This is a genomic window from Sinanaerobacter sp. ZZT-01, assembly GCF_035621135.1.
Lineage (GTDB): Bacteria > Bacillota > Clostridia > Peptostreptococcales > Anaerovoracaceae > IOR16.
In genome coordinates this window covers 2029937-2049989 of sequence record NZ_CP141728.1, presented here as the reverse complement: position 1 = coordinate 2049989, position 20053 = coordinate 2029937, and the positions used below count along the sequence as shown (strand labels likewise).

Annotated in this window: 22 protein-coding genes; 3 read left to right on the top strand and 19 right to left on the bottom strand. The window is 38.6% G+C overall.

All coding sequences use genetic code 11. The annotated features are described in order from the left end of the window. Positions 1-5 precede the first annotated feature (5 nt). The 16 genes from U5921_RS09835 to U5921_RS09760 form a co-directional block, all read right to left on the bottom strand. Positions 6-401 carry an SMI1/KNR4 family protein gene (locus U5921_RS09835; RefSeq protein ID WP_324822885.1) on the bottom strand — a complete coding sequence of 132 codons (396 nt, stop codon included), beginning with the start codon at positions 399-401 and terminating at the stop codon, positions 6-8. A 77-nt stretch (positions 402-478) separates the two neighbouring features. Further along, on the bottom strand, positions 479-979 hold the full coding sequence (locus U5921_RS09830) for a hypothetical protein (protein WP_324822883.1): 501 nt from the start codon (positions 977-979) through the stop codon (positions 479-481). Positions 980-1040: 61 nt separating this feature from the next. Next, on the bottom strand, positions 1041-1340 hold the full coding sequence (locus U5921_RS09825; RefSeq protein ID WP_324822881.1) for a hypothetical protein: 300 nt from the start codon (positions 1338-1340) through the stop codon (positions 1041-1043). Positions 1341-1352: 12 nt separating this feature from the next. Then, on the bottom strand, positions 1353-1757 hold the full coding sequence (locus U5921_RS09820) for a hypothetical protein (protein ID WP_324822879.1): 405 nt from the start codon (positions 1755-1757) through the stop codon (positions 1353-1355). Positions 1758-1799: 42 nt separating this feature from the next. Continuing rightward, positions 1800-2183, bottom strand: coding sequence for an Imm1 family immunity protein (locus tag U5921_RS09815; protein ID WP_324822877.1), 384 nt, complete (start codon positions 2181-2183; stop codon positions 1800-1802). A 75-nt stretch (positions 2184-2258) separates the two neighbouring features. After that, entirely contained in the window at positions 2259-2609 is a 351-nt protein-coding gene (locus U5921_RS09810; protein ID WP_324822874.1) for a hypothetical protein, read from the bottom strand. Positions 2610-3137: 528 nt separating this feature from the next. Next, positions 3138-5945 carry a sel1 repeat family protein gene (locus U5921_RS09805; protein WP_324822872.1) on the bottom strand — a complete coding sequence of 936 codons (2808 nt, stop codon included), beginning with the start codon at positions 5943-5945 and terminating at the stop codon, positions 3138-3140. A gap of 102 nt (positions 5946-6047) precedes the next feature. Then, positions 6048-6626 (bottom strand): hypothetical protein, encoded by a 579-nt coding sequence (locus U5921_RS09800; protein WP_324822870.1) that lies wholly within the window; start codon positions 6624-6626, stop codon positions 6048-6050. Positions 6627-7034: 408 nt separating this feature from the next. After that, positions 7035-7796, bottom strand: a complete 762-nt coding sequence (locus tag U5921_RS09795; RefSeq protein ID WP_324822868.1) for an ABC transporter permease — start codon at positions 7794-7796, stop codon at positions 7035-7037. Next, a complete protein-coding gene (locus U5921_RS09790) occupies positions 7793-8713 on the bottom strand; it encodes an ABC transporter ATP-binding protein (RefSeq protein WP_324822866.1) in 921 nt (306 codons plus the stop codon). The genes U5921_RS09795 and U5921_RS09790 overlap by 4 nt, the downstream gene beginning before the upstream one ends. Continuing rightward, positions 8710-8913 carry a PLD nuclease N-terminal domain-containing protein gene (locus U5921_RS09785; protein WP_324822864.1) on the bottom strand — a complete coding sequence of 68 codons (204 nt, stop codon included), beginning with the start codon at positions 8911-8913 and terminating at the stop codon, positions 8710-8712. Before U5921_RS09785 ends, U5921_RS09790 begins: the two co-directional genes overlap by 4 nt. 193 nt (positions 8914-9106) lie before the next feature. Continuing rightward, positions 9107-9649 (bottom strand): hypothetical protein, encoded by a 543-nt coding sequence (locus tag U5921_RS09780; RefSeq protein WP_324822862.1) that lies wholly within the window; start codon positions 9647-9649, stop codon positions 9107-9109. A 261-nt stretch (positions 9650-9910) separates the two neighbouring features. Continuing rightward, the gene (locus U5921_RS09775) at positions 9911-10537 is read right to left on the bottom strand and encodes an ABC transporter ATP-binding protein (protein WP_324822860.1); all 627 of its coding nucleotides are present in this window, start codon (positions 10535-10537) and stop codon (positions 9911-9913) included. 10 nt (positions 10538-10547) lie between these two features. Next, a complete protein-coding gene (locus tag U5921_RS09770) occupies positions 10548-11996 on the bottom strand; it encodes an ABC transporter permease (RefSeq protein ID WP_324822858.1) in 1449 nt (482 codons plus the stop codon). 3 nt (positions 11997-11999) lie between these two features. Then, positions 12000-13217, bottom strand: coding sequence for an ABC transporter permease (locus tag U5921_RS09765; protein WP_324822856.1), 1218 nt, complete (start codon positions 13215-13217; stop codon positions 12000-12002). 4 nt (positions 13218-13221) lie between these two features. Further along, positions 13222-13731 carry a hypothetical protein gene (locus tag U5921_RS09760; RefSeq protein WP_324822854.1) on the bottom strand — a complete coding sequence of 170 codons (510 nt, stop codon included), beginning with the start codon at positions 13729-13731 and terminating at the stop codon, positions 13222-13224. Positions 13732-13888: 157 nt separating this feature from the next. Here U5921_RS09760 and U5921_RS09755 point away from each other — a divergent pair, with 157 nt between their 5' ends. Both U5921_RS09755 and U5921_RS09750 read left to right on the top strand, forming a co-directional pair. After that, entirely contained in the window at positions 13889-14572 is a 684-nt protein-coding gene (locus U5921_RS09755; RefSeq protein WP_324822852.1) for a response regulator transcription factor, read from the top strand. Further along, the gene (locus U5921_RS09750) at positions 14569-15864 is read left to right on the top strand and encodes a HAMP domain-containing sensor histidine kinase (protein ID WP_324822849.1); all 1296 of its coding nucleotides are present in this window, start codon (positions 14569-14571) and stop codon (positions 15862-15864) included. The genes U5921_RS09755 and U5921_RS09750 overlap by 4 nt, the downstream gene beginning before the upstream one ends. A 156-nt stretch (positions 15865-16020) precedes the next feature. Here the strand turns inward: U5921_RS09750 and U5921_RS09745 are convergent, their stop codons facing one another. Both U5921_RS09745 and U5921_RS09740 read right to left on the bottom strand, forming a co-directional pair. Beyond that, positions 16021-17073 (bottom strand): helix-turn-helix domain-containing protein, encoded by a 1053-nt coding sequence (locus U5921_RS09745; RefSeq protein WP_324822847.1) that lies wholly within the window; start codon positions 17071-17073, stop codon positions 16021-16023. 357 nt (positions 17074-17430) lie between these two features. Next, complete coding sequence (locus tag U5921_RS09740; protein WP_324822846.1) at positions 17431-17931, bottom strand: effector binding domain-containing protein; 501 nt, start codon at positions 17929-17931, stop codon at positions 17431-17433. Between the two features lie 68 nt (positions 17932-17999). Here U5921_RS09740 and U5921_RS09735 point away from each other — a divergent pair, with 68 nt between their 5' ends. Continuing rightward, positions 18000-18824, top strand: coding sequence for a MerR family transcriptional regulator (locus U5921_RS09735; protein WP_324822844.1), 825 nt, complete (start codon positions 18000-18002; stop codon positions 18822-18824). Between the two features lie 39 nt (positions 18825-18863). Here the strand turns inward: U5921_RS09735 and U5921_RS09730 are convergent, their stop codons facing one another. Continuing rightward, positions 18864-20051 (bottom strand): MFS transporter, encoded by a 1188-nt coding sequence (locus U5921_RS09730; protein WP_324822842.1) that lies wholly within the window; start codon positions 20049-20051, stop codon positions 18864-18866. Positions 20052-20053 lie beyond the last annotated feature (2 nt).

The window sequence follows — 20053 nt, the reverse complement described above, 5'->3', positions numbered from 1 at the left end:
AAAGATTACTGTTTTTTATTTAGATATTCTATAAATCTATCAAACTCATCAGCAATCACATGAACCGCATCGTCATCCATACCGATAAAAGGAACTTCAATATACTTTCCCTCACCATTTATCCCATATGCTGTATCTCCTCCGTCGGAGCCTATAAGAATGATATCCGTTAAAAATTCAGCTGATCCATACTCTTTATTTCGTTCTTCAATATCTTCGAATTTCCATAAATGTAAATAGGAATTCTCACCGATATTTCCTACCCCTCCGTTATATTGATTTAAAAAGTCAATATAATCCTTGCATAAGAAACAAGACAATCCTGCATATTCAGGAATATTTAATTCAACCTCCGTTAAATTAAATGAATCTCTCAGTGATTTTATCGTATCAGATTTCATTTTTCCCCCTTTCTTCTTAGTTTTTCATCCGCTTTTTTGGGCTGATGTCAAATTGATTTGTTTGCATGTGAATGTGCTTAACTAAAAAACTTATTTTCTTTCAAAAAAATATACCATTCATCATGCTCAGCATCCGAAACTATATTTCTATACCGTTCTCCAAATACATAATTTTTCATCAAATCGTCAAGGCTTTCAAAGCAGAATATAGGCGGCGTACGATCTAATTCATCTTTTCTTAAAAGATACACTTTTTTATCCCATTTATTTAACATAAGAGGCTCATATAATACCTGTCCAATGCATAACCAAACTACCTGACCGCCTTTTATATCCATTGTATAAAATTGATTTTGTAAAAGATCATTGATACCCCAAAAATCAATTTCTCCGCAGCGTGCACCATTACAAATTTTAAGGAATTCGCAATAAATGGGGCAATTAAAAGAATCTGAAATGCAATCTTCCCCTTCTTTCAACTCACCAAACAGTATTGAATCCGGTCTTGTCTTCAGTTTTTGCTTGGCTGAATGAATTCTTTTTATTAAATTATCGTCCAAAGATACCACCTTCTGCATCTCCCCCCCTTAACATTAAAATATCCTCTTAAAAATTCATGAAAATTTGTCCATGTCTCCTTTAAGGTACAATTTTTTCGCTCTTCCACTTTAAATAATCCGCACATTTATCATGCATTTGAATACCCGTCTTTAATGAAATATTTTTACTCATTTCAACTAAGTCAAGTTTCAAATTCTCATTTGTATATCCATCAATCAGCTCAAAAACCGATGTAATTGCTTCATATGTAGCATGATATAATAAATCTTCTAAACTGTCACTTTCATCATATTCTCCTAATGCTTGATAGACCGCAGCCTCTTGAATCGACTGTAAGGTCTCAAAAAATTCTATCTGAATTTCCTTTAAACTTTCCATTATAAACACCTCTTAGATCGTTGTTTCTATGTACTCTTCTTCTAACTCCTGCAAAAAAGACTCTAAATCCGGCCAAACAGCTTCATCAATATCATTTCCAGATTCATGATCCCAATAAGTAAAACTTAATCCTTCTTTATCCGGCGAGTAAGAACATAACCAAAATGAAAAATAATTATCTTGCCCAAAAACAAACCAATTAGGAGTAAAGGGGTTATTTTTAGATTGCTCTAAAGCCGCATCTACCGTAAAAATACGTCCAAAAGGCAGTTCTACCGCTAATGCCGTTTCGTATAACTCATGCAACGGGTCAGGTACTCCTTTTAAATTTTGTTTTCTTGAATTACATATAACGATTTCAACCGTATCATATTTCTTTTTTAAGTTATTTATATACGCTTCTATTCTTTGTCCCATATGAAAAATTCCTTTACATCCATGTATCCTGCCGCTTTCAATTTATAACTCTTCCCATTCAATGCATTTTGGCATATGGCATGTTTCAAAAAACTGTTTTACTGCCTGCACAGCACTTGAAGAAGGAAGTACCGATACCGTTTCTATTGAAACTTCCTCTTGATCCGTATTCGTATAAAATATAATATCTTTCTCTTTTTCTAAATTTATATTACCGCCAATGGAGCGAAAGCCGGGGGAATCATCAGCTTTATAATAATGCAAATAAGCATAATCATGATTCACTAATACTGCCATATATGGAAATTCGTGTTCTCCTCGAATGATAAATTCATTGACCCCCTTATCCGTACGCCGTATTAATATCTCTTCAATGTCATCTACATGATTACATTCATTTTTTCCTTCAAAATGCTCAATTCTCATCTCTATCTCCCTAATCTTTTCATTGTCCGTATGTTGATAAAATTTTCTATCATAATACGACTGATTTACCTCTTTTTATTTCCACATATTATCTATTTTTTTTGCAATTTCACAGCCAAAGTCAATTGATTCAGAAAGCATTCTATACTCATTATAGAATAGCCCAACAACAATACTATCTTTTGGTTTACAAATCAGACATTTTACTTTTCCTTGTTTCCATGAGCGTGGTAATTGCTGCCCAATTAAAGAGAAATTTAATACTTTTATTTGTTCCATATCATAAAAAAGCTGTTCAACCAAATCTTTGTATTCCAATTCCGTCACACATCCTATGGTCTCAATTGATTCCATATCTAAATCTGCTATAACACAATAAGCAATTTTATTTTCGCTAATGAGATCGCTTAGTTTTTCTAAGTGCATTTTTCACCTTCCATTATTTACTATATCTTGGATTATATCACGGTTCCGATTTTTTTTCGATCTGTTTTTCTCTACCGCAAAGCTACAATCTTAAAGGTATTTAGGGATGCAATGTCCATTTACTTTTTATCAAAGGTTGCGGCACCAATTTTATTTTCTCTAAGCCCTTGAAGATAGTCGTCATATTCATAAAATGCCTCATCATTCTTTAATACCGCCTTTTGCTATCTTATCAAATTTTTGCATATTATCAAGTCTATCCTCTTGATACGCATACGCCTATCTCTTGATAGAGCCAACAATACCGGATTTCCCAGTGATGATAAAAAAATTTTGAATTATAAAATACAAAAGACACCCGAGCGGATGTCTTTTTTCTTGCTGGCGAATTTGTTTAATTTTCAAAGTTTTCCATGCCACTACAAAGTCATTTTTATTTCTATTCACATGACTTTGACCGTAACAAACTTATAATATAATAAATACCGTTCTTCTCCGCAGACAAGCGAGGGACATTTTACACTTTCTTCATACAGAACCCTCGAGGGCGGATAAGCGTGCTAATTCCTTTTTGCAACTTTCGTTGCCCTTCTGCGCCCCCAAACGGTACCAGTGGATTGCCTCGTCAAGATCTTTCTCAACCCCAATCCCTTTTTCATAAAGGGCTCCAATGTTGGATGCCGCAAATGCATATCCTCGCTCAAATGCCTGCTGATAAAGCTCCCTGGCCTGTGCAAAATCTTGTTCAACCCCATCGCCTTTTTCATAACAGTTGCCTAAGTTGTTAAGTGCCGTTAGATTACCCTGTTCAAGTGATAGCCGATACAAGCGAACTGCCTCTTGTTTATCCTGCGCCACGACTACCCCGTCTCTGTACATCTTTCCCAAATTGCACTGTGCAACAGCGTTTCCCTTTTCTGCTGCCAACTGATAAAGCCGAAAAGCCTCTTGTGCATCTCTTTCCAATCCGCCCTCTGCATGATCGTAAGCATATCCAAGATTAGCCAGCGCATTTGGCTGCCCCTGTTCGGCTGCAATCCGATATAGGCGAACCGCCTCAACCTGATCCTGAGGCATGCCTCGCCCATAATCATATAGCAGCGCTAGATTATACATTGCATTCATGTTTTCGTTCTCAGCGGCAAGGCGATACATTTGGGCGGCTTCCTGATAATTTCGATCCGTACCCAAGCCCTTTTCATACATAATGCCAAGACAGTTCTGCGCTCGTGCACAACCCTGATCTACGGCCTGCTGATACCAATGTATCGCCTCCAAATAATCCTGTCGTACACCTCGCCCATATTTGAAAAAATTACCCAGTGTGCACTGAGATTCATCATCGCCCTGTTCCGCTGCCAAGAAAAACCATTTAGCCGCCTCTTCGTAGTCCTGATTGACACCGATCCCTTCTTCATAAAAACGTCCTATGTTGCGCTGAGAATAGGCATCACTTTGTTCAGCTGCAAGATGATACCATTCAAATGCCTGTTGAAAATCCTGCTCCACGCCAATGGCATCCTCATAGCAGATACCAAGACGATACTGTGCTCGAGCATGTCCTTGTTCTGCGGCAAGATGATACCACCGCAGTGCTTCAGCATAATTTATCTCTATGCCAGTGCCAGACTCATAGCAGCATCCAACATTACACTGCCCGATTGCAAATCCCTGTTCCGCCGCCATCCTGTGAAAATGAAAGGCTGTTTCCAGATTTTTTTCTACGCCCCATCCATTTTCATAGAATATACCCAAGTCTACTTGTGACGGCGCATAGCCCTGTTCCGCAGAAATATGATAATGCTTTGCTGCCTGCGTATAATCTTGCTCCACACCGTAACCGAATTCATAGCATTTTCCAAGATTATGCCTTGCGCTGATAATTCCCTGCTCTGCTGCGCGTTCAAACCATTCGATAGCCTCCAGATAGTCTTGCTCTACCACGATTCCGTGGAAATAGAATGCACCAACCTTATTCTGTGCCGGAGCATACTTTTGTTCGGCGGACTGACGGTACAGCTCCAGTGCTTTTTCCTCGTTCTGCTCTACGCCATAGCCATACTCGAAACACTCCCCCAAAAAAAATTGCGCACGTGGATACCCTCGTTTCGCTGCCAGCGAAAACCATTTGACCGCTTCTTCGTTATCTTCCTCTACGGCAATTCCGCGATAATAGAAAAATCCAACATTGCACTGTGCGAAAACATGCTCCTGTTCTGCGGCCATCCGATATAACTCAAGTGCTTTTTCCAGATCCTGCGTAACACCTTCGCCCCGTTCTAAACACCAGCCCAGGTTAGACTGTGCCGGTGCATAACCCTGATCTGCCGCTTTTCGGAAATAATCTACCGCCTTTGCAGAATCTTTTTCAACGCCGTAACCATTCAGCCAACATTCTCCCAAAAGCCACTGTGCGCGGGCATGGCTCTGCTCCGCCGCCTTGGAAAACCAGAAAACGGCTTTCTCATTGTTCTCCTCCACACCAACACCGCAATAATGCAGGTATCCTAGATTGCACTGTGCCGGCGCATAGCCTTGTTTGGCGGACTGACGGTACAGTTCCAACGCATTTTCCGGGCTTCGTTCTGTACCTACCCCCCACTCAAGGCACCAGCCCAAGTCGAACTGTGCCTGTGAATTACCTTGCTCTGCTGCCATGCGAAAATAACCAACCGCCTTTGCAGGCTCTTTTTCAACGCCATGACCATTCAGCCAGCATTCTCCCAAGAGACACTGTGCACGGGCATAACTCTGCTCCGCCGCCTTGGAAAACCAGAAAACAGCTTTCTCATTATCCGCATCTACACCGACACCGCAATAATACAGGTATCCTAGATTGCACTGTGCCGGCGCATAGCCTTGTTCGGCAGACTGACGATACAGTTCCAACGCATTCTCCAGGCTTCGTTCTGTACCTATTCCTAGCTCGAAGAACCAGCCAAGGTTACACTGTGCCAGCGGATGGCCTTGCTGTGCTGCTTCCCAATACCACAGCACCGCCTTTTCATTATCTAGCTCCACACCGAAGCCGTTTTCATAGCAGGTCCCTAAATAATATTGTGCTGTAACATGCCCCTGTTCTGCGGCAAGAGTAAACCAATAGACCGCCTGTTCAAAATTCTGCTTTGTTCCGTCACCCATATAGTAACAAAGCGCCAACTCGTGGTACGCTTGTAAATCATTGCTTTTTGAGCGTTCAAGCAATTCCTGAAAATTTGCTTTCTTCTCCTTCATAGTGATTGAAGTTCCAACAGACAGCTGGGGATTCAAAAAAAATATTGACGAAGCAGTCTCAGTCCTTTTAATCTTCTGTGAAACGAACATTTTTTTCTTCATATGTAGACTCCTATTCAGTTACTTTACGTTTCCATTTCTTTTCCCAAAACAAACAGCTGAATAAAAAGCTGATTGCTTTTATTTCTAGTACTTATCATAACGCTATTTGTTTTTTAAATATTCACATATTGAGTCAATTGTGAGATCCTTTTCCTCAATATTGTTTGTGATATCGTCGATCAAGTCTGTTGCCAAAGTAAACTTTTTATTGTCTGCCAAAAATATTCTAGCTCTGGGGCGTGGGGTCATACCTTGTGGTCCAGCTCCTGTTACATAATTAATTATGACAATTACATCTTTTATATTATCGTTGTTCACGTCATAAAAATCTACAGCTGCCACACTATCAAAAAGACCCACATAATCCTCCGTGCTGTTCTCTTCACAGTAGTAAGGAAACGAATAGATCACCTTATCCTCTTTCGTTAAAAAAAATGAAACATCTTCAAAATCAATGCTGTTATCTGGCTCGTAGGAAATAAATTTTACGTTTCCCCAGTCACCCAATTCTACATTAAATGATTGATCTTGTATGATTCGTTTTTCTTCAAGCGAGATATTTAAGTCAACCGTGCTAGGGTCAACCGTCGAAGCGTCTTCTCCTTCATTCACCTTTGATGAACATGCACTTAATCCTAAAACCAATACTATTATTACCGTCACAAATACTCTTTTTCTCATATCTATCATCTTTCATATCCCACTTTTCTAAAAAAATTTTTTATTGTATAGAAAAGAGCTTTACACTCTTTTTTCTAATCTGAATGCTCTTTTATAGGAACAGTATATCTGTCAACCATATAATTAGAAACAATCACGAAGAATAGGGTTCTTCTAGTTTTCAGTTATCATTTTTCTTCGATCATGCAATTCATAACCAAGCGTTTTTTTCAATACAAAAATTTGTTGCTTCCTCATTATATATCAGCCAGTTCAATTTTACCAGTAAGAACCTTTCTTCATTTTCATTGGTAAACCTCTCCACGACTTAAAATAAGCAAAAAAACAGTTCTTCAATTAGGATGCGTTTCGACTCGATTCATATCAATAATCCTCACCATTAACTTTAGGCTTTCATTGATTTATTTGCTATAACTGCTTTTTATTGAATATAAAGACAGACAGCATCAATAACGTCACCGATATAACGATCGAAAGAATAAGTGGTATCGTAAAATAAGAAATTGCCACCTCACCGGAAAGCAGATCAATGTTTCTTGATACTAGAATGACCGGGCTATATCCTGCAGTCAACTTTATCTGTTCCAACAATCCCATAACCACCGTCACTACCAACAAGAAAAGAATACTGGTAAACGCCTGCCGGAACAGTACACAGCCAAGCATAAGGATAGATAGATACATTAATCCTGCAATCCATAAAGAACTGGCTGCAAAAAAGATATTCGGCAGAGAAGCTTTAGGCCAGAAATAGTCCGTATAACCATAGGTAATGCCAAAGGATAGCCAATAACTAACGGTTAGAATAATTGCAGCAGCGGAAAATTTTGATAGGACTACAGCTGGGCGTGCCAATCCTTTTGTCAACATGATGTTGAGCGTGCCTTTGGCATATTCACTCGACAAGCAACTGCTGAAAAGGATAATTGTTAAACTAAAGCCAAGTGATGAAACATTTTTATAAAACTGCATCCACGAATCTAATGCGGTAGGATCTTCAAATGCTTCTGCAAGATTTGGCATAAAGGATTCCATAAGCTGCGGTGTGAATTTCGCGAACAATGGACTCATCAAACCAAATAGCAAGAAAATAGTGAGCATAATAAGCAGTCTGTAATTCCGAATATTTTCTATCAATTCCTTTCTTATAAATGCAATAAATCCGTTCACATTACCACCTCCAAGAATAGGTTTTCAAGAGACGATTCCATGATTTCCATTTTTGTTGGACACAATCCAGTCTCTGCAAGTGCAGAAATAATGACACGTTGAATTTGGACAATATCCTTGCCTTTCAAAATGATCTCGTCCCCATTTTCTTCCATATCGGGAAGCAGCGGTTTGATTGTTGCAAAAGTTTTAAACTGATTCATTTCTGATTTTTTGGAAAACTCTATCAAAAGGCGTTCTTTGCCGTGCATGGCTTTAATTTCGGAAAGTGTTCCGCTGATAGCGATGTTCCCATTATGCAATACTGCGACACGGTCACAAATACGCTCTACATCCGATAAAATATGTGTTGAAAAAATGACGGTCGTTGTGCCTTTGATTTTTTGAAGAATATCAAGTATTTCTTTTCGCCCAACAGGATCGAGTGCACTTGTGGGCTCATCGCAAATGAGCAGTTTGGGGCGTGACAACAAGGCTTGTGCAATTCCGAGTCGTTGTTTCATGCCACGGGAAAAGCCTCCAATGCGTTTTTTTACACCATTAAGACCGACAATGGATAAAAGCTCATCGATTCGAACTTTGGTTTCTGATTGAGACAGCCCTGTGATCTCGCTGCAAAGAGTAAGATATTCCGTCGGTTTCATATAGTTATAAAACTCGGGCACATCCGGCAAATACCCAATATAATGATTGGTTTTTGTCTGTCCGTAGCGTACGGTTTTACCACAAACTTTAATCTCTCCGCAATCAGCTTCCAGCAAGCCCAATGCCATTTTCATGGTTGTTGTTTTCCCTGCACCATTTTGCCCGATAAACCCTAAAACAGTACCTTCCGGTACAGAAAGATTCAGATTATCTATGACTTTTTGAGTGCCAAAACTCTTTGATATTCCCTTTATGGAAAGTATATCTTTCATTGATCTTCCTCCTTTCCAAAAACAAAATAGAGAATCGGCCCGAAAATATTAACGAGCATTACGATGAATACCCACATTATTTTATTTCCAAAGCGGTAATGCGGGTGTTTCAACACATGAATGAGCGCAACCAATCCAAAAGCGACTTGCAGAACAATAAACGGAATTAAGATTGGCAAATTATCCAATAAAAGATCCATTAAACAAACCTCCTTACGGTTTTATATTTTTTTAATTTGCTATTTTACCATCAGCAAAGAATTGATTCATAACTTATTTTTTGAAATGAACCATTGACAATTTATTATTACATTGATTATATTATCAAATTGATAATGCAATGTCAAGAAAAAGCACCTCCGCTGAATCGAATAAAAAAGGTGCATAAAAAATTTATTTTTTGTAATTTTCTGGTGGCGAAATAATCAGACCTAAAGTTCGTGATTTTCTATCCGCCGCAGGTCTATTCTTATATAGAGGCTCAATAATCTTCGTGTATTCCTCCATTGCTGATATTAATTCTTCATCCGTTGCATAAATCGGTGCAAGAGAAAAACCCGACTTATCTTTTAATATATCTATATCCGTCCTCTTGCAATACGCCTGAAACTGTTTCATAAAACCAAAGACATACTGCATAAACATTTGCATATAAGCATCCCCCGCGTTTTCACCTATTAGCTCCTGCCCGCTGGAGTTTAATTCAACAGCAACTGCATAGGTTTTTTCTACTGTACCTCTTACTTGATTTTCTTCGATGATTTTCAGAATTCCGTCGTTTGTCATACGTTTCAAGTAACGATACAAGGTTGCCTGTGGTATATCGTTATATGTTTCTGCGAGTTGTTTAGCAGTTGCTTTTCCGGTCGAATATAGTTCCAATAGCAATTTACATTTTATTGGATGTGTAAGACATTCCATAACTTTTTTTTCCATAACATTCCCTCCTGGCGGTTTATGAAAATATTATCACTTTGATAATATGATGTCAAATTATTACGACTGGCCGCGACTTGTAATCTCACAGCAAGTTCCTTTTGAAAAACGGTAATAAAAGTATTTCTAAGTGCAAAAAAACGGTGACTCTTGATTGTTTCAGAGTCACCGTTTTTTGCAAATGAAAAGATGTAAGCTGTACGACGGCTTTTTCGTATTACTGTCGTACAATTATAAATTATAATTTAAATCGCTTACCGATCAATCTTCTGCACGGTTTCCTATATGAATAGTAGCGTCGGCTTCATCCGCCAACTCTTTACTATGAGTTACAACAATTACGCATTTATTTTCTTCATGTGCGATACGTTTCAAAAGATCGATCACATCCCATGCTGTTGCCTCATCAAGATTTCCTGTTGGTTCATCCGCTAATACTACTTTCGCATCACTTGCTAATGCACGAGCTATAGCCACTCGCTGTTGCTGTCCTCCAGAAAGCTGTAAAATACTACGCTTCCAAAATTCTTTACCAATTCCAATGCTATCCAGCAAAGCTTCGGGGTTCCCCTTACCTCCAAGCTTTACATTTTCAATCGGAGTCAAATAATCAATCAAATTATAGCTTTGAAATACAAGCGATATATTATGCCTGCGATGCTCTGTCAATTTTTTTGCTATGACGGGTTTTCTGTTGTAATAAATTTGTCCTTTGACAGGAGTATCAAGTCCTGCCAGCAAGGATAGAAATGTTGTTTTTCCAGATCCGCTGGGTCCAAGAATGGCATACATTTTACCGCACTCAAACCCATAGTTTACGTTGTCTAATATCAGTTTATCTTTTTGTGATTTGTAAAAAAAAGATACATTCTTTGCTTCTAAAATCATAGCAACCTCCTTAACTCAATGCCGCAAATATATCTCGTGGTTTTTTTTTCAAAATGGATATTCCGGAAATTCCTACGGAAACGCTCAAAAGTATTACTATATTTGTAGCACAGAAAAACAACATATTATTTGTTATATCTACATTTACTCCAATTACTCTTTGATCCTCCGATTGATAATTGCCTGCAACTTTATCCGCATTCAAATCTTTCTGGATTTCTGCTTGTTCAACCTGTTCAGCTACTAAATAATTCGCCGCCGCTCCTGACACAACCGGAGCAAATGCAAAAGCAATTAAAAAAGAAAGCAGTGCAATAATAAGAGCTTCTAAAAAAAGCTGCCCTAGAATGCTACTCTTTTTGTAACCTAATGAAAGTAGAATACCAATCTCATAATTCCTATTTTTCGTCCAAAAAACGAAAATCAGTAATAGAATTGTAAAACCAGCGACAAAGGTAATAATAATGAGCAGGATGCTGATTTTCTCTAAATCATTAAAATTAGCAGACATAGTAGACATATTTCCATTTCGATCAATAAGGTCATATCGTTCCCAAGCTATATCTAGAGCTTCGACTGCAGTTTTTACAGTATCGTATTCGTCCACATCTGCAACACTAAAATATGCGTGTTCAAAACATGGGTCATTTTCATTTCCCTCTACTTTTTCAGGAAAATGCAAATCAGTAAATATGACATTTTCGGAACGAAAAGTATCTCCAGCCATAAGGGGAGTCATAAACCGCTTGCTCTGATATATGCCAACGATCTTTGCTTCATAGATTTGTGCATTATCCGCGTTATGATAATCATTAAGCTGTAATGTATCCCCGATTACGAGAGCATTTCTCTCTGCTAATTGCTCGGAAATTACACATACGTTATTATCATCTGCGTCGATCATACGTCCATTAATTAGCGTTACATTTCCGGATAAGACATTAAAATCAAGCTCCAGTTTTCTGTTTCCGATAAGAGAAACGCCTCCTAAATCATTATACTGATCTGTATGGGGGTCTTCGATTCGATTAAAATTTACTGGATGAACAGGCGTAATGCACGTTGAAAGATTATAATCAGCAATTCCGGATACAGCGGCTATTTTTTTTATATCTGCTAGTTTCAAAGAATCAAACGCATTATCTGTCCATACCTGCCACTGCGTTCCATAAGCACCTTCCAATTTCTTTTGGTGTACCCCCCCATAAGAACCTTCCACACCATCACCGATCTGATTCGACAAATCAACCAACCGTTTCGACCGATTGACTTCGTTTATATCCAACCGCATCCCTGCTCCTACTGCTTGTCTCGTGATATCTTGTGTTTGCACATTTACGTTTCGGCAAGCCAAACCACAAAGAAAAAATAAGCTAACTGTCACAATAACTAAAAGCAGGAGTATGGTTCTTGCCGGCTTACGAACGACACAGCGCCATGCTCTTTGTATGCAATTCATTTTCTATCCCTCCATTCTTGAAAGCGTATCTCTGGGATTTGCCCTAAGTGTTGGGAAAATTGAAGTCCCTACAGCAATGAGCACAATAAAACCTCCCAATATAAGCAGCGTTAATAAGTGTTGTCCCTCTAAATGAACATGAGTTAAGCTTGCAAAATCACTAGTCCCAAACAACTTTTTCATAAGCTGCTCTGTAAACAAAACACTGATGGCTGTTGAACCGAATCCCGATAATAGAAATAAACTAAGGCTTTCGGTCATTGCTTGCAAAAGCAGATTCAATTTTGAGACGCCTAAACTAATCAAAACGGCAGTTTCTTTTTTGCGTGTTCTCGTCCACATACATAGAAGCAGTGAAATAACAATAATCGCTGTCGTCACAATCAATATAAGCATGAGTGACGTGATACGAATCACTTGTTTCAAAGGTGCTTGCATTTGCCGATACAAGGTATCAGAGGTTGTCATATTGATTGTGTCATCAATTAGCAAATCCGTTTGGCGATACAACTCATTTAACTTTTCAGGATCATCAGTATAAACAGAGAGAGCAGAAAAGCCGCTTGCACCGTAAAGTGTTTTAAAAAGTCCGTAATCGACGAAAATTTGATTTTCTATCCGATAAGCAGCCGCAATTGTATCCTCTTGCTTACGTTCCATACCTGAAAAAAAGATTCCAATAATTTCTCCTGTGGCTTTCTTCCCCGTTTCTGTTTCGAATGTAATTTGGCTGCCAATGTTCAATTGATTGACTTCAGCTAGAATCGAATTAATCAAAATTCCATTTTGATTTTCCGTGATGGGGTTTCCAGCAAGCAGCCTGTATCTTTCCTGTGCGAAAAGTCCGTCAGTTTCTGTGTCGTCATATGCATGAAGCGTTACAGCTAAATTCAGGACATCTGTTCCATTCTTCATGATAACCGGTGAAAAGGTTGCAGGATAGGCAATGTTGCTTGCGATCCGGTTAACTTTGGTTACGAAAGGCAGTTCCATAATGCTAGAAACCGTTTCGGCGTCAATGCTGTTTTTACCCTGCTGGTTTTCCAGAACAAGCTTTGTTCCCGTTTTTTCTTGAATAGAATGGTTTGTTTCCTGTGCGGTCTGTAAAATCATAGTTGCACATAAAACCATTGTACTCGTAATCAAAAAGCACAATAGGAGAAGGATGCTTTTACTTTTTTTACGCCATATATAGCGAAAAGCGCGTTCATAAAAGGTCATATCATCACTCCATATTTCTGTAAATAAAAATGTGGTTGGCGTGAAGTACATTATCACTGTCGGATTCACCACAAATCACCAAATTCGTCTGCTTTTTTACATCACTTACGCTTGCAGCATCGTAGGTTACTGCTCCGGTTTGAATATCCACATAAGCAATTTGAAAAGTACAGTCCTCGTCATAAGTAACTGTAATCAGCTCTTCTTGATCTTCATAACCCGGTGCCACTTCATAAGCAACATCGTCCTCAGCATGGGTAGGCGTGATTTTACAGCTGTTGTCAGAAATCTCCGTAACTGTGCCATTTAATTTGCTAATTTCAAACAATTGCTCACCAGTTTCAGGATTTACATTATCTGTATTTCCTGAAATCGTTTTATCCCCTGCATTCATATCTTGCTCTTGTTGCTGCTGTCCTTGCGGAAAGTTCTCACTTTGTGGCTGTTTTCCACAACCAACACAAGCCATCACTAGAATCATTGTTGTCAAAAGTATAATTATTTTGTGTTTCATGTTGAAAGCACCTCCTTGTCTTTGTCACGCCAATTATATAGGTAGCTCTCTCTAAAAGTTCTCTAAAGTTTAAGAAATAGGTTACTTGCTTTTAAAAGTTTTTTAGAGATTTATTTGGTATAATATAATTGGTATTATATAAAAAGAGGGTAAAACAATGAGAATACTATTAATCGAAGATGATAAAAACTTATCTGCGGCAATTGCAGATCAGTTACAAAAAGAGGGATATATAACCGATTGCTGCTATGACGGTGAAATGGCTTTGAGCTATGCTCTAAATCCTGAATATGGCTATGATATTGTATTGCTGGATCGAATGCTGCCGATTATTGATGGCTTAAATGTTTTAAAAGCAATGCGGCAAAAACAAATCTATACGCCTGTTCTTATGATTACGGGACTAGGTGAGCTTGACGATAAAATTGATGGATTAGATAGCGGTGCAGATGATTATTTAGTAAAGCCATTTCTTGTGAAAGAATTGCTTGCACGGATTAGAGCATTAACACGCCGACCAGCAGAAATTAAAGACAAAAAAGTACTAACTGCATTTGATTTGACATTAGATGCTGATCATAGACGGTTAACCTATCAAGGTCATTCAGTAATATTGACTCAAAAGGAAAATGATTTGATGCAGGTATTTATTGAAAGACCTGATAAGACGTATAGCCGTAGCCAACTATTATGGAAAGTGTGGGGAGGAAGCTCTGAAGTTGAAGATGGTAACGTTGATAATTATATATACTTTTTAAGAAAGCGATTGCTGGAATTAGGCTGTAAATCCAGCATAAAAACTGTCTATGGAGCCGGGTATCGCTTGGAGGAAGCACCATGATTAATAAACTTCGCAAAAAACTAATGGTAATGTTTCTATCGTTTACCATGCTTTCATTTACAGCTATTATGCTTTTGATGGCAAACAACACCATCGTAGAAATACGAGATACTGAAATCAATTATACAGCTAACATCGCAGACAGTATCGCTGAGCAGATACAAAATGTATCCGATATTGAGAACCTTAATTTATCAATATATTCTATCAAGTTCCAATGCTGGGTCTCTATTTCGGACGGTATTTCGAAACAGTCAAGCCCTGAATATTTAAAAACACCATCTAATCTTTTAATAAATCAAATTAAATCTAGATCCGAAAAATCCATTCTTTCAGAAGAAGGCGTAACTGAAGAAAATAATGGGAAAGAAAACATTCAAACGGTTCATTCAGTGGTTGGATTGAAAGGTGAAAAGTATTATGGAGTACACAGTATTTTCAATACAAATGATGGAAGTGAATATGATTTAATCGTCATTTGCCCAAAGTCTACTTTATGGCACGTTATGAGAAACTATTGCAGCTGGTATCCGCTGCTATGGCTAGCACTACTTGCACTCATGTACCTTATGGGACATATTTTAATTGGAAAATCCGTACAGCCTGTTAAAGCTGCTATGAAAAGCCAAAAAGAATTTATCGCATCTGCATCTCACGAATTGAAGGCACCTCTTGCAGTTATTCAAGTCAACGCTGAAACACTTCATATTGATAAATCCGATACAGCCTCTATTCAAAAGCAAAAAATCATGCTTGAAGAATGTATGCGGATGTCGAACCTCATTAAATCTATGCTTTCATTAGCGTCAAGTGATGCTGGAAACTGGAAAATGGATATACGTGAAAATGATGTGGATACCCTTCTAATCGAAGCATGGGAAATGTTTCTGGAAACCGCACGGCAGAAAAATATTCGTTTGAATTTAAATATAGAAGAAAGTTATTCAAAGCTCAGTTGCGACAAAGAGCGAATGACTCAAGTTCTGGGTATTCTATTAGATAATGCAATAACTTACTCAAAACCGCATCAATCGATTGAACTAGGTGCAAAGGTGCAGACGAAGCAAATTGTGTTTTATGTAGTAGATCACGGATGTGGCATTACAGATACAGAAAAAGAAAGAGTGTTTGAGCGTTTCTATTCCGGTGACTCATCACGGGCAGATACAAATCATTATGGTTTAGGATTGAGTATAGCTCAGGAAATTGTAAAACTTCATCAGGGAAATATCAAGTTAAAAGACACATCAGATGGCGGTTGTACGTTTGAAATAAGCATACCATTTATGTAGGCCTATTTCAAAGAAGTTTTCTTTTCAACTGTATACCCTTACCGCAACGATTCTTTCTCCTCTTTTTTCATAAAATACAAAAGACACCCTAAAGGATGTCTTTTTGTGTCATTCGTTCAAAGTAGGGGCAACAGAAGCTAAATACACCACCTGATGTTAACTGTCCTGCTTCCCGCCTCCTCCTACCAACTCTCTCCATCGTTGGTTTTCTTTTAAATACGCATAGGTTCCTCCATCGCAAAATCCTTTGATCAGGCCTTGTCGGACTTCTGTAAGAGATTCCTCACTTATGGCTTTAAAAGTCATATGCGAATAAAGAGATGACTTTGTAAAAGCACCGATGCTCTCAAGATTTGTAAGCATTCGCTCCATTATGTGCAGGGTTTCTGTCTCGTTTTTCTCCAGTGTCGCTAACTCAAGGGCAGGGGAAATCTCGTGATATTCTCCAAATTCAAATAGGTGCGCTAATTTCTGTATCTTATCAACCAGCATGTGAGCCTTATCATAATCGTTTTCTTCTAACGCCAATATATAGATATTATGAAACGTCTTATTCAGGCTTTGATATTCGCCATAGAGCAGTTCTTCATATGCCTTATACGCTTCATCTTTCCTCCCTGTTTTGCTGCAAATCATAGCTTGTTTCCGTTTGCGTTCTGGATTTTCTTGTGAGAAATAGGTGAGATATTGCTCTGCCTGTTCGTATTGCTCTTTGTTCATATAGAAATAATACAGCGATTCGGCAGCAGCATCCTTCATTTCCACATCGTCACATTCCAACACACGCGTATAGGAATCCAGGATGTAGGCATCATATTTTTCTTCTTGCGGTAATCCTATCATCTGCCGTTGACTGTCAAATATCCGCGTCAGCCAAAGAGTCAAATAGTGGCAATTTGGATATTCCATAAGCCGTTGTTTCATCCATTGAAATACTTCATCAATGGATTCTGATTCTAGTTTTTTGGTTATTTCCTCCACTAAGCGATTTGCCTCACCATTAGAAAGTTCTTTTTCATGAGACAGCAAGGTGTCTATAGAAATATTCAGCAATCTGGCTATGGGTGACAGCAGTGAAATGTCCGGCAGGGAATAACCATTCTCCCATTTGTTCACCGCTGGAGCGGTCACACCCAAACGCTTTGCCACTTCCTCCTGCGTTAAATTTTTATCTTTGCGATATTTTCTAATTATGGTTCCAACTTGCATAACTGCTCCCTCCTGCTTGTTTTCGTCCTTTAAAATATACCATGCGAGAGTTTATTACACAATTGAGCTATCGTTAACCAATGGGAAAATAAAATGTGTCAATAGTAAAGACATTCCTCTGGAGAGAGATGTCTTCATTTCACAAAATATAAATAATATGTTGTATCACAATTTTATACAATAAAAAGACCTACTTTTCCCTTGGTGGAAAATAGGTCTTTTTTGTGTCATTAGGTCAAAATAGATACACTATATATTTTTAATTTCTCCAGCGTTTAATAATTTCATTAAAGGTAATCTCCACCTTCTTTTGATAGCAAGAATAAGCATACTTCCATCAAATTTTTATAAAAGGCACTAAATTTTTTGCACTTTTAAAAGAATATCAATCTGCGCTTGAGTGAAAAATTCATTCTCATGTTTTGGAGAAAACAGCCAGTCGTTCAGATATTCTTCTAAATAGTCAAATTCACCAGTTGTCACAAGCTGATAGTTTGGCATGGCATTGATTACATCTTTTAGCATTGCAGCCCTATCAAAGAAACCTAGCGGCACAGTATATGCGGCATACAATCCACCTGAAAAGGTCTTTTTTGTGAAAGGCTCCACAATCTCCATATCTTCTGGTATAGTTATCCAACGCTCAAAAACATCAATATCCGCCACGCCTCCTTTATCAAACTGCGGAATATACCCAAAATGTCGAACTTCTGAATTCTTTTTGCTTATATTTCTATTCATCATAAAATGGATTACTTCATTTAAGCTGTCTTTTTCCGGAGACGTACTGATACATCGGATAGATGCAATTGTCATTGCAGGAATTTGTATAAATCGAATTTGCTGTGTGTTAATCATAAAATACCTTCCTTTCAAACTTGAAGTATGATAAAACAAAACGTATACTGGTATCAGGAGGTGAACAGATGCTAAAAATCGGTGATTTTTCAAAACTCACACATGTTTCGGTGAGAATGCTGCGCTACTACGATAGTCAAGGCTTACTAAAGCCCTCAGTGATAGATTCTGTAACCGGATACCGTATGTATTCGGCAGAACAGGTTCCCGAATTACAGAAAATTATAATGTTGCGTGATCTTAATTTCGGAGTTGCCGAAACAAAGGAATTACTGCAAAATTGGAATAATGGGCATTTAATTCAGAGCCTTCACAATAAAATCAAAGATATCAAAGACCTTATTAAGATGGAGCAAAATCGCATCGGCCAGATCCAATCTGCCATCGCACATATTGAATCAGATAAATTTGATCAATATTACAATGTGACCATAAAATCCATCCCTGCCTATCCTGTGATATCCCTTCGCAGAAAAGTGGATAACCATTTTGAGGAAAGAAAGCTTTGGGCGGAACTTATGGAGTTTGTGAGCCGGGAACATATTGAGTATGATCGAAGCAATCAAAACAATGTGGCAATTTATCACGATGAGGAGTACCTTGATTCCGGCGTGGATATTGAGGTCTGTCTGCTTGTGAAGCGATTAGGAAAAAACAAAGATAGCTTTACTTACCGTACTCTCGGCCCTGTTGACAAAATGGCCTGCATGATGGTTTACGGCCCTTATGAGAACATTGCCGGTGCTTACCGTTCCTTTGCAGACTGGCTTGATAAAAACCAGCCTTATGCAATGAACAGCTCTTCCCGTCAGGTTACAATCATTGACCATCAGGATACGGATAACCCTGAGGAATATCTAACGGAAATTCAAATCCCTTTAATTGAAATATAAATTCATTTCTATGAGCTGCTCTTTCGAGTAAGCTCTATTTTATTGAAGTCTTTTTCTAACCCAACATCCCAGCAAAATCAAACTGGTACCCGGAATGGCAAAGGGCAGTAGAATATTGACATTGGCTAAAGGGCCAAACACCAACATACCAAGCGGGGTAGCCAGTGAGGAAAACAAATCTACATAAGAAAATGTACGTCCCATATAGTTCTCCTCCGTGTTTTCCTGTATGTGAGTAATCAGCGGTGTATAGTATAGTGGGCTTCCTACGCCCATAATCATCATGAATACCGCAAATATCACAATCCCATGAGCTGGGAGTAGCAAAATCATGGTTGCTCCAAAAATAACAGCCGATAAACCAATTAATTTAAAATGAGGAATATGAAGTTCTTTATACGCCATAAACAAACTAACTGCCAAGGCACCAATGGAAAATGCCGTTTCGATTACACTTAATATCCAAACCTCATCACCTATATTCTTTGATGCCAACAACGGTGTAAGTTGAGATGCCGGGACTACAAGAAAGGAAAATATGGTATACAACAGAAGGCTGTTACGAAGTGCTTTGGAATTCATAATGTAGCGAAATCCTTGTAATAAGCCCTCTTTTGTGTTTTCAGCACCCTGTGTCCTCTCTCGTACAGGAATAGTTACGGTAGCAAGAAGTAAAACGCCGGTGATTGCTGTTCCTATGTCAATCAGAAAAACATACTGAATGGACAGTAAGCTCATAACGAGACCGCCAAGGCCGGGAGAAATCAGCTGAATGGTACTCCATATGCCGGTATAAATGCTGTTTGCTTTCATTAATTGCTCGTCAGGCACAATCTGCGGAAGAATGCTTTTGGAAGCCGGGAGCTGTATTCCTGTGCCAAGGGAGCGCAGTGCATTGAAGAAAAATACCCAGCCGATACTGTCCGTACCAGTGACAAATAAAATGACCAGAACGAAAGTTGACAGCGCTATTAAGGAATCGCTGATCATTACAATCCGTTTCGGTGAATAGCGGTCAGCTAAAACGCCGCCATACAGCATGATGAGCGCCTGCGGCAAAAAGGTTGTAACCGTAACTCCGGCAATCATGCTGCCGGAGCCTGTTCCTAATGTGACATACCAAATAATTGCCAGCGATACGATGGACGACCCTAGCAAAGATATTCCCTGACTAACCATGTACGCTGTCAGCTTATACTGCCATGTGTTTCTTTTTAATGGTTTCATCG

Excerpts from the sequence above, each read along its gene's own strand:
- U5921_RS09785 (WP_324822864.1), bottom strand. The coding sequence starts at position 8,913 with ATGGATCTTTTATTGGATAATTTGCCAATCTTAATTCCGTTTATTGTT.
- U5921_RS09780 (WP_324822862.1), bottom strand. The coding sequence starts at position 9,649 with ATGGAAAAAAAAGTTATGGAATGTCTTACACATCCAATAAAATGTAAA.
- U5921_RS09805 (WP_324822872.1), bottom strand. The coding sequence starts at position 5,945 with ATGAAGAAAAAAATGTTCGTTTCACAGAAGATTAAAAGGACTGAGACT.
- U5921_RS09730 (WP_324822842.1), bottom strand. The coding sequence starts at position 20,051 with ATGAAACCATTAAAAAGAAACACATGGCAGTATAAGCTGACAGCGTAC.
- U5921_RS09735 (WP_324822844.1), top strand. The coding sequence starts at position 18,000 with ATGCTAAAAATCGGTGATTTTTCAAAACTCACACATGTTTCGGTGAGA.
- U5921_RS09820 (WP_324822879.1), bottom strand. The coding sequence starts at position 1,757 with ATGGGACAAAGAATAGAAGCGTATATAAATAACTTAAAAAAGAAATAT.
- U5921_RS09750 (WP_324822849.1), top strand. The coding sequence starts at position 14,569 with ATGATTAATAAACTTCGCAAAAAACTAATGGTAATGTTTCTATCGTTT.
- U5921_RS09770 (WP_324822858.1), bottom strand. The coding sequence starts at position 11,996 with ATGAATTGCATACAAAGAGCATGGCGCTGTGTCGTTCGTAAGCCGGCA.
- U5921_RS09745 (WP_324822847.1), bottom strand. The coding sequence starts at position 17,073 with ATGCAAGTTGGAACCATAATTAGAAAATATCGCAAAGATAAAAATTTA.
- U5921_RS09800 (WP_324822870.1), bottom strand. The coding sequence starts at position 6,626 with ATGAGAAAAAGAGTATTTGTGACGGTAATAATAGTATTGGTTTTAGGA.
- U5921_RS09835 (WP_324822885.1), bottom strand. The coding sequence starts at position 401 with ATGAAATCTGATACGATAAAATCACTGAGAGATTCATTTAATTTAACG.
- U5921_RS09815 (WP_324822877.1), bottom strand. The coding sequence starts at position 2,183 with ATGAGAATTGAGCATTTTGAAGGAAAAAATGAATGTAATCATGTAGAT.
- U5921_RS09810 (WP_324822874.1), bottom strand. The coding sequence starts at position 2,609 with ATGCACTTAGAAAAACTAAGCGATCTCATTAGCGAAAATAAAATTGCT.
- U5921_RS09760 (WP_324822854.1), bottom strand. The coding sequence starts at position 13,731 with ATGAAACACAAAATAATTATACTTTTGACAACAATGATTCTAGTGATG.
- U5921_RS09790 (WP_324822866.1), bottom strand. The coding sequence starts at position 8,713 with ATGAAAGATATACTTTCCATAAAGGGAATATCAAAGAGTTTTGGCACT.
- U5921_RS09825 (WP_324822881.1), bottom strand. The coding sequence starts at position 1,340 with ATGGAAAGTTTAAAGGAAATTCAGATAGAATTTTTTGAGACCTTACAG.
- U5921_RS09765 (WP_324822856.1), bottom strand. The coding sequence starts at position 13,217 with ATGACCTTTTATGAACGCGCTTTTCGCTATATATGGCGTAAAAAAAGT.
- U5921_RS09755 (WP_324822852.1), top strand. The coding sequence starts at position 13,889 with ATGAGAATACTATTAATCGAAGATGATAAAAACTTATCTGCGGCAATT.
- U5921_RS09830 (WP_324822883.1), bottom strand. The coding sequence starts at position 979 with ATGCAGAAGGTGGTATCTTTGGACGATAATTTAATAAAAAGAATTCAT.
- U5921_RS09775 (WP_324822860.1), bottom strand. The coding sequence starts at position 10,537 with ATGATTTTAGAAGCAAAGAATGTATCTTTTTTTTACAAATCACAAAAA.
- U5921_RS09740 (WP_324822846.1), bottom strand. The coding sequence starts at position 17,931 with ATGATTAACACACAGCAAATTCGATTTATACAAATTCCTGCAATGACA.